The organism is Streptomyces sp. NPDC085937 (genome assembly GCF_044540535.1).
Taxonomy (GTDB): domain Bacteria; phylum Actinomycetota; class Actinomycetes; order Streptomycetales; family Streptomycetaceae; genus Streptomyces.
The window spans coordinates 434,834-448,368 of record NZ_JBITSH010000001.1 but is presented as its reverse complement, the minus strand read 5'-3'; the positions used below and the strand labels follow the sequence as shown (position 1 = coordinate 448,368).

Below are 13,535 nucleotides of genomic sequence, written 5' to 3'. Positions count from 1 at the left end.
CGGGGCGCGGGTGGCGACGACGTCCCGCCTCGGACCGCAGCGCACGACCGGCCGTCCGGCTCCGTCCGCGGACCGCGCCTGGTCGGCCGACCCCTACGCCGACGCCCTGCGCGCCGGGCGGGGCCCGCTGTTCCTGCGCCAATCCGACGGGCGGCTGCTGCCGCTGGACGTGGAGCGCTGGTGCGCGGAGCCGGACGCGGCCGACCTGGAGGTGCTGGGGCGCTGCGAAGGCACGGTGCTGGACGTGGGCTGCGGTCCCGGACGGCTGGTGGCCGCGCTCGGCGCGCAGGGGCGCCGGGCCCTCGGCATCGACGTCAGCGAGGCCGCGGTCGCGCACACCGTCCGGCGCGGCGGACAAGCGGTGCCGGCCTCGGTCTTCGGCCCGCTGCCGGGCGCCGGGCGCTGGGACACGGCCCTGCTGATGGACGGCAACATCGGCATCGGCGGCGACCCGGCCGCGCTGCTGGACCGGATGGCCCGGGTCCTCACGGCGGGGGGTCTGCTGATCGTCGAGACGGTGCCGGACCCGGAGGTGGACGAACGGATCCTGGTCCAGGTCACCGACGCCCACGGCAGCCCCGGCGAACTCTTCCCCTGGGCCCGCCTCGGCACTCCGGCACTGCTGCGCCACGCCCGGGCGGGCGGCTGGCACCCGGAGGACCGGTGGTCCACCCCCACCCGAACCTTCGCGACCCTCCGCGCCCCGGCCCCAGCGCCCGCCGACACGGCGAGGGGCGGCCCCTGCCGGACGAGCTAGGAGCGGGTCGCGGTCACGCAGCCGTCGGCCCCGGTCGCCGTGCCGACGGGCTCGCTGCGGTCGTACGGGTCGAGCTGTGACGCGTCGGCGGGCCGCTCGCCGGCCCTGCCGAAGGGGGGTACGAAGTAGCCGGTCGGGCCGGAGCACCCGCCGTTGGTCATGTCGACCGAGTACGACACGAGCGACATCGTGTCCGGTTCGGTGACGACCTTGGACGGGTCGTCCCAGCTCATCACCACCTCGCGCCGGACGATCGTACGGATCACTTCCGCGTCCGCCCCGCCGTCACCCGCCGCCGGGGTGACCGGGTAGACGAAGGTGACGTCCGCCGTGACCTCGACGGCGCCCCGCTCGCCCTCGCGGTAGGTGAGCCGCCCGCGCGTCTTGACGACGTCGCCGACCGGTTCGGCCTGGTCCGGGCGGAAGCGGCTGAACAGCAGCAGCGGGTCCGTCTCCTCGGTGGGCGTCGCCGACGACAGCGCCGCGCGCAGATACTCCCGTACGTCCCGCTGGTGCGGACTCAGCAGCGCGATCGCCCGCTCGGGCCGCTCCCCGCGCAGCACACCGGCGTCGAGGCCGGCGGCCACCATGAACTCCTTGCTCCGCCGCAGCGCCCGCTCGACCTGGGCCGCGTCCATCCAGCCGGTGGCCTTGGCCGGGGGCACCGTGATCCCGTCGGGCCCGTCGGCCCAGCGGGCGGCGGGCGAGCCGCGGAACGGCTCGTCGAGCGTCGGGCGCAGGGCCCGCTCGGCGCCGGGGGCCGCGGTGGGCCGCTCCGACTCGGCGGCCATGGGCGTCCCGGCCGGCTCGCCGTCGTCGCCGCCGAACCACCCGACGATCTGCTGCGGGAACAGCGCCACGAGGACCAGCGCGACGGCCGCGACCAGCCCGGTCACGTACCAGCCGGTGCGGCGCCCGCGCGTGGCCGGCGTGTAGGTGCGCCACCCCTCCGGCTGCCCGCCGCCCTTCCGCAGCCGTGCCCGCACCTCGCGGGCGCGCGCGGACGGCTCCACGGGCGCGTCGGCCGCGCCGTCCACCGACTCGCGCAGGAACCGCTCCCACTCCTCGTCCGGCACGGACGACCCGCCCTGCCCCCCGGCTCCGCTCACTCGACGGTCCCCCTCCCCCTCGAGCCGGCCCCCCGGCCGACCGAAACGATCACCCCATCCTAGGCCGCCTCGCACCCACCACGCGGCGGCCGGGTCAGTCGTCCGGTGCCGGGTGGTGGCGGCCCGTGCGGAGCGCGAACAGGACCGCCGACCCGGCGAACAGCGCCGCCGTCACCAGCAGCCAGCGGGCCGCGAAGCCGTCGGCGGACAGGGCGGTGACGGCCGCGTAGCGTTCCGACACCCGTCCGGTGATCAGCGGGAACCACACGAGGAGCAGCAGCCCGGACAGCGCGGCCGGCACCCGTACGTGGTTCACCCAGGCCGCGCGCCGGCCGGTGGTGGTGATCAGCGCCCGGTCGGCCGCCGCGTACAGCGGCAGCAGCACCAGGTCGTGGATCAGGGCGGCACCCACGAACCACACGGTGATCATCAGCCAGTCCCCGTCGAGCAGCCGTACGCCCGCGTAGGCGCAGAGGGCGAACGAGCACAGCAGCACCAGCAGGTGGAACGGGCTGCCCAGTACCGGCCGGGCCACCCGGTTCAGCGGGGAACGTCGCATGACAGGCAACTCCTCACAGCTCGCCGAAGGTCAGCCGGGCGACCCACTTGGTGTTGAGCACGCCGGGGGCGGCGGGGACGATGACGCGGGCCGGGTGGCCATGGTCCGGGGTGAGCTCCGCGCCGTTGACGAACAGGGCCAGCAGCGAGCGCCCGTCGGCGACCTGATCGGCGCTCAGCGCGGCGTGCCGCCAGGTGCCGCGCAGTTGCAGGGACTCGACGAACACGTCGACCGGGTCGTCGTGGCCGGCCAGCGCCGCGAGGTCCCGCAGCCGCACCCCGCGCCATCGCTGGTCGGACGTCGACCAGCCCTCGACGCAGGCGATGGGCAGCGCGGCCTCGTGCTGCGGCAGGGTGAGCAGTTCGGCCCTGCTGAGCCTGACCGTGCCGGCGCGCCCGGTGACGGTGAGCCGCCAGGCCTCCTCGGTCGTGTCGTCGGGGCGGATGCCCGCGTACTCGGCCGTCTTGTTGATCTGGAAGGCGCCCGGTCCGCTGCCCGGTTCGGGCCCGCCGTGCGGGGCGAGGACGGCCGTCTCGCGCAGCGGCCCGTCGAAGCTGCGCCCGGCCGAGGTGGCGACGAGCAGCAGCGAGCCGCCGCCGACCAGGCCGAGCGCCCCGCGCCGGGACACCGTGGGCGGGTCGGGCCGGGGGGCGGCGAGATCCCCGACGGGCGCCTCGACCGGGTCCTCGTCCCCGCCCTCGCCGGCGCCCTGCCGCATCCGGCGCAGATTGCGGAAGGCCGCCGGCGCCTTCAGCACGGTGTGGGCGAGGAACGCCCCGAAGAACACCCAGGCGCCGTAGAAGTGCAGCGGGTAGAACGAGCCCGGGAAGATGTAGTCGAGCTGCACGTTGAGGATGCCGGTGGTGAACTCGAACAGCGCCCCGCCGACCAGGAGGAGCAGCGAGATCCGCTCCAGGGCGTGGGTGACCGAGCGGGCCGGCGGCAGGGTGAACAGCCTGGGCACGACCGACCAGAGCTTGGCCAGCAGGACCGGCACCAGCGCGAGGCCGAGCGTGACGTGGACGCCCTGGGTCAGCCGGTACAGCCAGGGGGGATCGGTGGGCCAGGAGAAGAGGTAGAAGCCGAGGATCCCCTTGCCGGGGGTCCGGTCGTTCACCGGTGACAGATCCGGGTTGTACGCGGCGTACGACAGCAGGCCCGTGACGAACATGACGGTGATGCCGGCGAGCAGGACCACGCCGAGCACCGACGTGAACCGGGGACCGCGCAGGGGGCTGCGCCAGAAGTCCGGTGCGAAGGGGCCGCGCGGGAGGCGGCCGGGGAGGGAAGACCGTGCCATGTGCCGACCGTAGGGCGGCCGCACCCCGGAGGAGGGTCCGCAACCGGTGACGAAACGCTGACGTCCCCGCTCGTCAGCCGCTTGCCGCAGGCTCGGCGGCCTAGCGTGTGACGACGTGAAGCGCACTTCTCCCCGCACCGGCCCCCGCGACCCGGTCCGCGACTCCCGCGGCACGCTGCTCGACGGGTACGCCGTCGTCGCCGCCGCGGCGCTGGTCCTGGTCGCCGCCCTGGTCGGCACCCACATCCAGAACCGCTACGGCACCCTCCGTGTGAGCTGGCCGCCCCTGGTGGGAACCTGGATGCCGCACGTCGGCCCGGGCACCCCGGCGGCGATCGCGGTCGCCGTCGCCGTCGTGGCGTACGGCCCGGCCCTGACCGCCCGGCTGCCGTGGCGGCGGCTGCTGCTCGCCGTGTGGGGCGGCGCGCTGGCCTGGACGTGGTCGCTGGCGCTGGTCGACGGCTGGTCCCGGGGCGTGGCCGGTCGGCTGACCACCCGGCACGAGTACCTCCAGGTCGTCGGCCGGTGGCAGGACATCCCGGCGACGCTGCGGGACTTCCACGCGCACATCCTCATCGGCACCCCCGACAACTGGCCGGCGCACGTCGCGGGGCACCCGCCGGGCGCCACCCTCACCTTCGTGCTGCTGGACCGGATCGGCCTGGGCGGCGGCGGCTGGGCCGGGGCGTTCGTCGTCACGGCCGGCACCACGGCGGCGGTGGCCGTGCTCGTCACCGTGCGGCGGCTCGCCGACGAGGGCCTCGCCCGCCGGGCCGCCCCCTTCGTGGTCCTGGCCCCGGCGGCGGTGTGGACGGGTACCTCCGCCGACGGCTGGTTCGCGGCGGTCGCCGCGTGGGCGCTCGCCCTGCTGGCCCTCGCCGTCACCGGCTGCCGCCCCGCGTGGACGGGCCTCGGCTCGGGACTGCTGTTCGGGCTGACGCTGTACCTGTCGTACGGGCTGACGCTGGTCGCGGTGATCGCCGCGGCGGTGCTGCTGCTCGGCACCCGCCGGCTGCGGCCGCTGCCGTACGTGGCCGCCGGGTTCCTGGTCGTGCCGGCCGTGTTCACGGCGCTGGGCTTCGACTGGTGGGAGGCGTACCGGCTGCTGGTCACCCGCTACTACCAGGGCGCGGGCGGGGTGCGCCCGTACGGCTACTGGATCTGGGCGAACCTGGCGTGCGCGGTGCTGGTCGTCGGCCCGGCCACGGTGGCGGGGCTGCGCAGGGGCGGCGGCGTGCTGCTCGGGACCGGACGGGCGGCGCTCCTGCGGGGTCCCGCGCCCCGGCTTGCGCTGCTGGTGGGGTCCGCGCTGCTGGCCCTGCTGATCGCGGACCTGTCCGGCATGAGCAAGGCGGAGACGGAACGGATCTGGCTGCCGTTCGCCCTGTGGCTGCTGCCGGCGGGCTCCTTCCTGCCCGGTCCGCGTGGCTGGCTCGCCGGGCAGGCGGCAGTGGCCCTGCTCCTCAACCACCTCGTGCTGACGGGGTGGTGAGGAGCGGGCGTCGGATCAGGAATCGGCGGGCTGCAGGGTCAGCGAGATGCTGTTGATGCAGTACCGCTGGTCGGTGGGCGTCGGATAGCCCTCACCCTCGAACACGTGCCCGAGGTGTGAGCCGCAGCGGGCACAGCGCACCTCGGTGCGCACCATGCCGTGCGAGCGGTCCTGCACCAGTTCCACGGCGTCGGTGTCCTTCGGGTCGAAGAACGACGGCCAGCCGCAGTGCGACTCGAACTTGGTGTCCGAGGTGAACAGCTCGGCGCCACAGGCGCGACAGGAGTACACGCCCTCGGTCCTGGTGTCGGTGTACTCACCGGTGAAGGCGGGTTCCGTCGCCGCCTGGCGCAGAACGGCGTACTCGGACGGCGACAGCTCCGCGCGCCACTGCTCGTCCGGCTTCTCCACGTCGTACGGCATGAGGTTCCAGCCCCTTAGTTCGACAGACGGTCCAGGATGCGGGGGCCGAGGTCGGTGACGTCGCCCGCTCCCATGGTGAGAACCAGATCGCCTGCCTTGGCCATTCCCGCGACCGCGGCGGGGATCTCCGCCGCGTCGTGGACGGCCGTCACGTCCGCGCCGGCCGCGCGGGCCGCCTCGATGATCAGCTCGCTGGTGACGCCGGGGATCGGGTCCTCGCGGGCCGGGTAGACGTCCAGCACGAGCGAGGCGTCGGCCAGGGCGAGGGCGACGCCCATCTCCTTGCCCAGCTCGCGGGTGCGGGAGAACAGGTGGGGCTGGAAGACGACGAGGATGCGGGCCTCACCCGCGGCGGAGCGCATCGCCTCCAGGTCCGCGGTCATCTCGGTCGGGTGGTGCGCGTAGGAGTCGATCACCTGGACGCCGGCCGCCTCGCCCTTGAGCTGGAGGCGGCGCTTGACACCGGTGTACGCGGCCAGCGCCGGCGCCAGCTCGGCGGCCGGGACGCCCAGCGCGACGCCGGCGGCGAGGGCGGCGACCGCGTTGTGCGCGTAGTGCCTGCCGGGAACCGACACGGTGAAGGTGAGCGGGGCGCCGTCCAGCTCGACGGTCACCTCGCTCTTCAGGCCCTGCGGGACGACCGACAGGACCTTCACGTCGGCGTCCGCGGACTCGCCGTACGTCACGGTCCGCACCGAGCCGTCCAGCCGCCGGGTCAGCTCGCGGGCGCCCTCGTGGTCCGCGGAGATCACCAGGGTGCCGCCGGGCACGATCCGGCCGACGAACGTCTCGAAGGACGCGTGGATCTCCTCCATGGACGCGTAGTTGGCGTGGTGGTCCAGCTCCACGTTGAGGATGATCGCGACCTCGGGCGCGTACGTGTGGAAGCTGCGGTCGGACTCGTCGGCCTCGGCGACGAAGATCTCGCCCGCGCCGTGCAGCGCGTTGGAGCCGGGGGCGTCGAGGTCGCCGCCGATGGCGTACGACGGCTCGCGGCCCAGCGCGGTGAGGGAGACCGCCAGCATGGAGGTGGTGGTGGTCTTGCCGTGGGTGCCGGCCACCGCGATCGGGCGCAGGCCGTCCATCAGGGCGGCGAGGGCGTCGGAGCGGTGCACCACGGGGATGCCCAGCTCGGCGGCGCGCAGCAGCTCGGGGTTGTCCTCGCGGATCGCGGAGGAGACCACCACGCAGCTGGCGTCGTCGGCGAGGTGCCCGGCGGCGTGGCCGATGTGCACGGTGACGCCCAGGCCGCGCAGCGCCTCGGCGGTGGCCGAGTCCTTCGCGTCGCTCCCGGCCACCGCGGCGCCCCGCTGGGCGAGGATCTTGGCGATGCCCGACATCCCGGCGCCGCCGATGCCGATGAAGTGCGGTCGGTCCATGGCGGTAGGAAGGCCGGGTGCCATGCGTGTTCTCCCAGTGGTGCGACGAGCGGGACGACGGTCTTCGCGCCCTCGCGGGACAGCCGGGAGAGCGCCGGCCCCAGCCTATGCCTTGCTGTGCGAGAAGAGTTTCAGCACCGGCACCCCGACCTTGTGGCGGGCCCGGGAGGCCCAGTCGCGGTGGAAGAACTCCTCCACGTAGTGCGGGTCGGTCAGGACGATCACCTCGTCGGCGCCGACCTCCTGGACCAGCTTGCGCAACGCGTCCAGCGGGTGGTTCTCGACCAGGTGGCCCTCGGCGGTGTCGCCGGTCGTGCGCAGCGCCTGGAGGGACACCGCCAGCGCCCGCTCCCCCATGGACCGGGCCTCCTCGCCCTCGGGGGTCTCGCCCTCGCGCACGGCCTCGTCGAGCTCGCCGAGCGCGACGTCGTCGATGGCTCTCAGCAGCCGGTCGGCCTGTTCGCCGCGTGGCTGGAGCAGGACGTGGAAGGAGACCGGCTCGTCGCCGTGCAGGGTGGTGACGAACTCCACGTCGGCGGACGTCAGGGCCTTCTCGATCATCAGTACGCTTGTGAACACCAGGCGCCCCTTACTCCTCGGAGGGCCCTCGGGCCCTCGCTGCTCCGTGGGCCGAGCCAGGCCCCCGGAGATCATCCTTCCCCGTGCGGGCGCGAGTACGGCCGGGAATCAGTCTGGCCCGTCACCGCGCGGGACGGGCGGGTCGTTCCGCCGATCGCCGGACCGGCGGGCCGGCGGAAACCGGGTTCTCCTCCTTCCGGCGGGCGCGCCCCGGCCGGGCCGGTCAGGTCCGGCGGTAGCGCGTGAACAGGAAACCGTCCTCTTCCAACATCGACGACAGCGCGAAACGCCGCGGAAGTGTCACTGACGGTCCACCGGCGATCCGCTGGGCGTCACCGGCGGTGAGCATCGGCGAGACGGTCAGGCACAGCTCGTCCAGCACACCGGCGGCGACCATCTGCCCCAGCAGCCGGGGACCGCCCTCGGTCAGCAGCCTGGTGTGGCCCAGCCCGGCGAGCGCCCGCACGGCCCGCTCCGGGTCCACCGCGGCGCCCTCCCCGGCGACGACCACCCGGGCGCCGGCCTTCTCGGCGGCGGCGACGCGCCCCGGGTCGGCGCCGGCGCCGGTGAGGACCAGGGTCGGCGCCTGCGGGGAGGTGAACAGGGGCAGCGAGAAGTCGAGGTCCAGGCTCGCCGTGACCACCGCGATCACCGGCGCCGGCGTCTGTCCGGCGGCCTCCCGCGCGGCGGCGAACTCGGCGCGGGCGCGGGCCGGGCGGTAGCCCTCCTGCCGTACCGTCTCCGCGCCGACCACGACCACGTCCGCCAGCGCCCGCAGCACGCCGAAGATCCGCATGTCGGCCGGGCAGGAGATGGGCTGCGAGCGGCCCTCGTGCTGGGCGGCGCCGTCGAGGGTGGACACCATGTTGCCGCGCAGCCACGGCACGCGGCCCTCCGGGCCCGGCTCGGGGTAGGCGTACGCGGCGGCCAGCTCGGCCAGGCTCCACTCCCGGCCGGCCGCCCCGCCGGCGGCTGCCGCCTCACCGGTGGCTGCCGTCTCGTCGGTCACGTCGGTCACGGGGAACAGGCGTCGCATGTCAGGCAGTCTTCCACGCCCCGTACGATGGGGGACCGTGTCGTCCTCCGCAGCCTCCCGTCCCGGTCCCATAGCCGACGTGACCCCGCTCGCGCTGTGCTCCCGCGAGCCGCACGTCCCCGCGGACCGGCTCGTCGCCGAGATGGTGCCGCCGCCGCGGTTCGACGCCGTCCGCTTCGACACCTACATCCCCGACCCGAACCAGCCGAGCCAGACCGAGGCCGTCCGCGTCCTCGAGGGCTTCGCGGCGGGGCTCGACGGGAAGGCGGGCGGGGGCTCGGGGCGGCGCCGGCTGTTCGGCTTCGGCAAGGCGGCGAAGAAGGCCCCGTCCGGACCGCGCGGGGTCTACCTCGACGGCGGCTACGGCGTCGGCAAGACGCACCTGCTGGCCTCCTTGTGGCACGCCACCCCGGCCGAGCCGTCGCTCAAGGCGTTCGGCACGTTCGTGGAGCTGACCAACCTGGTGGGCGCGCTCGGCTTCCAGCAGACCGTGAAGACCCTCTCCGGGCACCGGCTGCTGTGCATCGACGAGTTCGAGCTGGACGACCCGGGCGACACCGTGCTGGTGTCCACCCTGCTGGGCAAGCTGGTCGAGGCGGGCGTCGCGCTCGCCGCCACCTCCAACACCCTGCCGGGCAAGCTGGGCGAGGGCCGGTTCGCGGCGGCGGACTTCCTCCGCGAGATCCAGGGCCTGTCGGCGCACTTCCGCGCGCTGCGGATCGACGGCGAGGACTACCGGCACCGGGGACTGCCGGACGCGCCGCCGCCGTACGCCGACGACGTGGTGACCCGGGTCGCGCACGCCACCGAGGGCGCGTCGCTGGACGCCTTCCCCGACCTCCTCGACCACCTCGCGCGGGTCCACCCGAGCCGCTACGGCGCCCTCACCGACGGTATCCGCGCGGTGTGCCTCACCGGGGTGCGTCCGGTGCCGGACCAGTCGACGGCGCTGCGGCTCGTGGTCCTCGCGGACCGGCTGTACGACCGTGAGGTGCCGGTGCTGGCGTCGGGGCTGCCGTTCGACCAGCTGTTCAGCGAGGAGATGCTGAAGGGCGGCTACCGCAAGAAGTACTTCCGTGCCATCTCCCGGCTCACCGCCCTGGCCAGGGACGCCAAGCGGCTCACCGACACCGTCTGACCCAGGCGCCGGCCGCCCGCCGCACGCACGTTCGGCGCTCGGCCGGGCCATCGGTGATCACGGGAGCGTTCGCGCCATCCCACCCGCCCTTTTCGGGCTCTCTCCGGCGTGGCTCACCGATGTGACCCTGCAAACGGCCACGCAGGGTTACGGTGTTTCTTGACCAACCGTTGACCCAGCGTGTACCTGCGGCACGGGGTGCGAACCACCTTTGCAGGTACCCGTGTTGCGAGGTCGGGCGACCGGCTGCCACACCCCCGGCCCTTGCCGTCGCTTTACCTCCGCCGCCCGCTGCGCGGCTCCTGTGTCCTTTGCATCCGCGCATACGGTCCGTCAAGCACGGGCCACGGATCAGCGGACCGGTCCTCGTCATGCCCGTCCGACGCGTCCCCACACGCGCCAGGAGGAAACAGATGCTCCGCCCTTTCGCCGGCCGCCCCCGTACGCCCGGCCGACGCCCTGACCCGACGGCCCGCCGCACCGGGGACCGGTTCCCCGGCGCCGTACTCCCTTCCGCGCGGTCCTGCGCACTCTCCTCCGCTCACCCTTCCGCACCCCGCTCCGCTCCCCCTCCCGTCTTCCGCTCCGCCGACGTCGAGCGCGCCGCCGCCACCGGCCCGCGCCGGACCCGGTGAGGGCGCGCGTGCTCCGCTTACCCCATCTGCGGCAGGACGTCGCCGCCTCGCTCGTGGTCTTCCTCGTCGCCGTCCCGCTGTGTGTGGGCGTCGCCGTCGCCTCCGGGGTCCCCGCCGAACTCGGCCTGATCACCGGCATCGTGGGCGGCCTGGTCACCGGGGTGCTGCCGGGCAGCAGCCTTCAGGTGTCCGGCCCGGCCGCCGGACTCACCGTGCTGGTGTACGAGGCGGTGGACACCTACGGACTGCCCGCGCTCGGCGTGATCGTGCTCGCCGCGGGCCTGCTGCAACTGGTCATGGGCGCCCTGCGGCTCGGGCGTTGGTTCCGGGCCATCTCGTTGTCGGTGATCGAGGGCATGCTGGCCGGCATCGGCCTGGTGCTGATCGCCGGACAGCTCTACGCGGCCGCCGGACTGGAGGCGCCCGCCGACGGCGTCGACAAGATCCTCGGCCTGCCCGGGGCCGCCGCGGACGTGCTCGCCGGCCGGGAGGCGCTCGCCTCGGCGGCCGTCGCCGCGGGCACGGTCGTGGTGATGGTGCTGTGGCGGCGGCTGCCGGGACCGGCCGGGGCCGTGCCGGGGGCGCTCGCGGCGGTACTGCTGGCGACGGCGGTCACGGCGGCGTTCGGCGTGCCGGCCGCCACGGTCGAGGTGCGAGGGCTGATCGACGCCGTCCAGCCGCCCGGCACCAGCGCCTTCGAGGCGCTCGCGGACGTGGGGATGCTCGGCACGGTCGTGGCCTTCACCCTCATCGCCTCCGCCGAGAGCCTGTTCAGCGCGGCGGCTGTCGACCGGCTGCACAGCGGTCCGCGCACCCGGTACAACAAGGAGCTGATGGCGCAGGGCGCGGGCAACACGGTGTGCGGGCTGCTCGGCGCGCTGCCGATGACCGCGGTCATCGTGCGCAGCTCGGCCAACGTCCAGGCAGGCGCGAGGACCAAGGCGTCCCGGGTGCTGCACGGGGTGTGGCTGCTGCTGTTCGCGGCGCTGCTGCCGTCGGCCCTCGCGCTGATCCCCTTGCCCGCGCTGGCCGGCATCCTGATCCACGCCGGCTGGAAGCTGATTCCGTTCCGGGGGCTGGTCACGCTGTGGCGGGGGCAGCGGGGCGAGGCGCTGATCCTGGTGGCCACGGCCGTGTCGATCGTCGTGGTGAACATGTTCGAGGGCGTGCTGATCGGCCTCGCGCTGTCGGTGGTGAAGACCGCGTGGGAGTCCTCGAAGATCAAGCTGGAGGTCATGGACAAGGGGGCGGGACCGGTCCAGGTCCACCTCTCGGGCAACGCGACGTTCCTGCGGCTGCCGAAGATCCTCGACACCCTGGAGTCGCTCCCCCAGGACCGCCCGGTCGAACTCGACCTCACCGGGCTGCACCACCTGGACCACGCCTGCAGCACGGCGCTGCACCACTGGGCCGACCGCCACAGCTCCCCCGACACCCCACCGGTACGGCTCACCACGCGATAGTCCCGGCCGGCGGCCGGTCGAGGGTGCCGGGTCCGTGAGGGCCGGCGGCCGGTCGAGGGTGCCGGGTCCGTCAGGCCGGCGGCCGGTCGAGGGTGCCGGGTCCGGGACACGAGTGGTTCGCGTGGTTCCCGGGACCGGCACCAGGTGATAGACACGGCTGGGTCACAGTTCCTGTCCGCCAGCAGGAAGGTTTCCCCATGTCAGAAAACGGGTCCCCCCACGGCTCCACGGCAACCCGACGCCAGATGCTCGCCCGTTCCGGTGCCGTGGGTGTCGGCATCGCCTTCACCGGCGCCCTCTCCGAACTGTTCACCGGCACCTCGGCCGCGCAGGACCTCGGCCACTCCGGCTACGGCCCCCTGGTCCCCGACCCCCACGGACTGCTCGACCTGCCCAGGGGCTTCCGCTACAAGGTGCTCTCCAAGGAGGGCGACCAGCTCCGCTCGGGAGAGGGGCCCGTTCCCTCCAACCACGACGGCATGGCCGCCTTCGCCGGCCGGCAGGGCCGTACCCACCTGGTCCGCAACCACGAGAACCGCAACACCGGCAGAGTCCCGGTCCCGGTGATCGACGGACTGACGTACGACCCGCAGGGCAAGGGCGGCTGTACCGCGCTGACCCTCGACCGGAGCGGCCGAGTGCTCTCCGAGCGGGTCGCGATCGCCGGTACGGCCGTCAACTGCGCGGGCGGCCCGACCCCGTGGCACACCTGGCTGACCTGCGAGGAGACGGAGGACAAGGCCGGCACCAACGGCTACACCAAGGACCACGGCTTCATCTTCGAGGTCGACGGCGCCGACCCGCGCCGCACCGGCGCCGTACCGCTGACCGCGATGGGCCGCTTCCAGCACGAGGCGATCGCGGTCGACCCGAAGCGGGGCGTGGTCTACGAGACGGAGGACGCCTTCGAGCGCCCCTTCGGCCTGTTCTACCGCTTCCTGCCGAAGAAGCCGCTGGGCGGCACGGGCTCCCTCCGCGCGGGCGGCACGCTTCAGGCGATGCGGGTGCCCGGGGTGCCGGACCTGTCCTCGATCCAGGAGATCGGTGCCCGCTTCGACGACGTCGAGTGGGTGGACGTCCCCGACCCGCTGGCCGTCGAGACGCCCATCCGCTTCCAGGACTTCGGCCCGGGGGGCATCACGCACGCGCAGAAGCTGGAGGGCTGCTACTGGGGCGGCGGCTCCGTCTACTTCGTGTCGTCCTTCGCCCACGCCTCGGAGGGTTCGGCCGCCGACCACTACGGTCAGATCTGGCGCTACGACCCGGACCGGCGGCGTCTCACCCTGGTGATCGTCTTCGGCCCGGACACCGACATCCAGCTGCCCGGCGAGTCCCCGGACAACATCTGCCTCGCGCCCAGCGGCGGCCTGATGGTGTGCGAGGACGGCGGAGGCGCCCAGCACGTCTACGGCGTGACCCGGCGCGGCGAGGTCTACCCGATGGCCCGCAACCGCCAGAACGTCGGCACCCCCGAGGAACCGGAGTGGGGTGAGTTCGCCGGCGTCACCTTCTCCCCGGACGGCCGGACGATGTACGTCAACTGCTACGACCCCGGGACGACGTTCGCCGTGACCGGCCCCTGGCGCCGGTAGCACCGTCATGGCCGGGGCGGAGGGCGTGCGCCCTCCGCCCCGGTACCGCGGGTACGCCGCGGCCGGGGTTGAC

12 protein-coding genes are annotated in these 13,535 nt (G+C 74.1%); 5 read left to right on the top strand and 7 right to left on the bottom strand.

Annotation, left to right across the window (positions count from 1 at the left end; genetic code table 11):
- The first annotated feature begins 10 nt into the window (after positions 1-10).
- A complete protein-coding gene (locus tag ACIF8S_RS01775) occupies positions 11-757 on the top strand; it encodes a class I SAM-dependent methyltransferase (RefSeq protein ID WP_399996745.1) in 747 nt (248 codons plus the stop codon).
- Here the strand turns inward: ACIF8S_RS01775 and ACIF8S_RS01770 are convergent.
- The 3 genes from ACIF8S_RS01770 to ACIF8S_RS01760 all read right to left on the bottom strand — a co-directional run bounded on the left by ACIF8S_RS01770 (position 754) and on the right by ACIF8S_RS01760 (position 3,725).
- Positions 754-1,866 carry a hypothetical protein gene (locus tag ACIF8S_RS01770; RefSeq protein WP_399996743.1) on the bottom strand — a complete coding sequence of 371 codons (1,113 nt, stop codon included), beginning with the start codon at positions 1,864-1,866 and terminating at the stop codon, positions 754-756. The genes ACIF8S_RS01775 and ACIF8S_RS01770 overlap by 4 nt on opposite strands.
- Positions 1,867-1,960: 94 nt before the next feature.
- Positions 1,961-2,425 (bottom strand): hypothetical protein, encoded by a 465-nt coding sequence (locus ACIF8S_RS01765; RefSeq protein WP_399996742.1) that lies wholly within the window; start codon positions 2,423-2,425, stop codon positions 1,961-1,963.
- Between the two features lie 13 nt (positions 2,426-2,438).
- A complete protein-coding gene (locus ACIF8S_RS01760; protein ID WP_399996740.1) occupies positions 2,439-3,725 on the bottom strand; it encodes a molybdopterin-dependent oxidoreductase in 1,287 nt (428 codons plus the stop codon).
- 115 nt (positions 3,726-3,840) lie between these two features.
- On the opposite strand from ACIF8S_RS01760, the gene ACIF8S_RS01755 reads away from it, so the two are divergent.
- Entirely contained in the window at positions 3,841-5,217 is a 1,377-nt protein-coding gene (locus tag ACIF8S_RS01755; protein ID WP_399996739.1) for a hypothetical protein, read from the top strand.
- Positions 5,218-5,232: 15 nt separating this feature from the next.
- Here the strand turns inward: ACIF8S_RS01755 and msrB are convergent, their stop codons facing one another.
- The 4 genes from msrB to ACIF8S_RS01735 form a co-directional block, all read right to left on the bottom strand.
- Entirely contained in the window at positions 5,233-5,640 is a 408-nt protein-coding gene (gene msrB, locus ACIF8S_RS01750; protein ID WP_399996738.1) for a peptide-methionine (R)-S-oxide reductase MsrB, read from the bottom strand.
- Between the two features lie 14 nt (positions 5,641-5,654).
- The gene (murC, locus tag ACIF8S_RS01745) at positions 5,655-7,043 is read right to left on the bottom strand and encodes a UDP-N-acetylmuramate--L-alanine ligase (protein WP_399996737.1); all 1,389 of its coding nucleotides are present in this window, start codon (positions 7,041-7,043) and stop codon (positions 5,655-5,657) included.
- Between the two features lie 81 nt (positions 7,044-7,124).
- Complete coding sequence (locus ACIF8S_RS01740; RefSeq protein WP_186568370.1) at positions 7,125-7,598, bottom strand: indole-3-glycerol phosphate synthase; 474 nt, start codon at positions 7,596-7,598, stop codon at positions 7,125-7,127.
- A gap of 223 nt (positions 7,599-7,821) precedes the next feature.
- On the bottom strand, positions 7,822-8,634 hold the full coding sequence (locus ACIF8S_RS01735) for a pyrimidine reductase family protein (RefSeq protein WP_399996736.1): 813 nt from the start codon (positions 8,632-8,634) through the stop codon (positions 7,822-7,824).
- Between ACIF8S_RS01735 and zapE the strand changes: the two genes are divergently transcribed.
- The 3 genes from zapE (at position 8,633) to ACIF8S_RS01720 (ending at position 13,462) form a co-directional block, all read left to right on the top strand.
- Positions 8,633-9,772 carry a cell division protein ZapE gene (gene zapE, locus ACIF8S_RS01730; protein ID WP_399996735.1) on the top strand — a complete coding sequence of 380 codons (1,140 nt, stop codon included), beginning with the start codon at positions 8,633-8,635 and terminating at the stop codon, positions 9,770-9,772. The two genes, ACIF8S_RS01735 and zapE, sit on opposite strands and share 2 nt — an antisense overlap.
- A 643-nt stretch (positions 9,773-10,415) precedes the next feature.
- Entirely contained in the window at positions 10,416-11,870 is a 1,455-nt protein-coding gene (locus tag ACIF8S_RS01725) for a SulP family inorganic anion transporter (protein ID WP_399996734.1), read from the top strand.
- A 197-nt stretch (positions 11,871-12,067) separates the two neighbouring features.
- A complete protein-coding gene (locus ACIF8S_RS01720; protein WP_399996733.1) occupies positions 12,068-13,462 on the top strand; it encodes a PhoX family protein in 1,395 nt (464 codons plus the stop codon).
- Positions 13,463-13,535 lie beyond the last annotated feature (73 nt).

Coding starts and splice junctions, on each gene's coding strand:
- ACIF8S_RS01765 (WP_399996742.1), bottom strand. CDS start 2,425: ATGCGACGTTCCCCGCTGAACCGGGTGGCCCGGCCGGTACTGGGCAGC.
- ACIF8S_RS01760 (WP_399996740.1), bottom strand. CDS start 3,725: ATGGCACGGTCTTCCCTCCCCGGCCGCCTCCCGCGCGGCCCCTTCGCA.
- ACIF8S_RS01735 (WP_399996736.1), bottom strand. CDS start 8,634: ATGCGACGCCTGTTCCCCGTGACCGACGTGACCGACGAGACGGCAGCC.
- zapE (WP_399996735.1), top strand. CDS start 8,633: ATGTCAGGCAGTCTTCCACGCCCCGTACGATGGGGGACCGTGTCGTCC.
- ACIF8S_RS01720 (WP_399996733.1), top strand. CDS start 12,068: ATGTCAGAAAACGGGTCCCCCCACGGCTCCACGGCAACCCGACGCCAG.
- msrB (WP_399996738.1), bottom strand. CDS start 5,640: ATGCCGTACGACGTGGAGAAGCCGGACGAGCAGTGGCGCGCGGAGCTG.
- murC (WP_399996737.1), bottom strand. CDS start 7,043: ATGGCACCCGGCCTTCCTACCGCCATGGACCGACCGCACTTCATCGGC.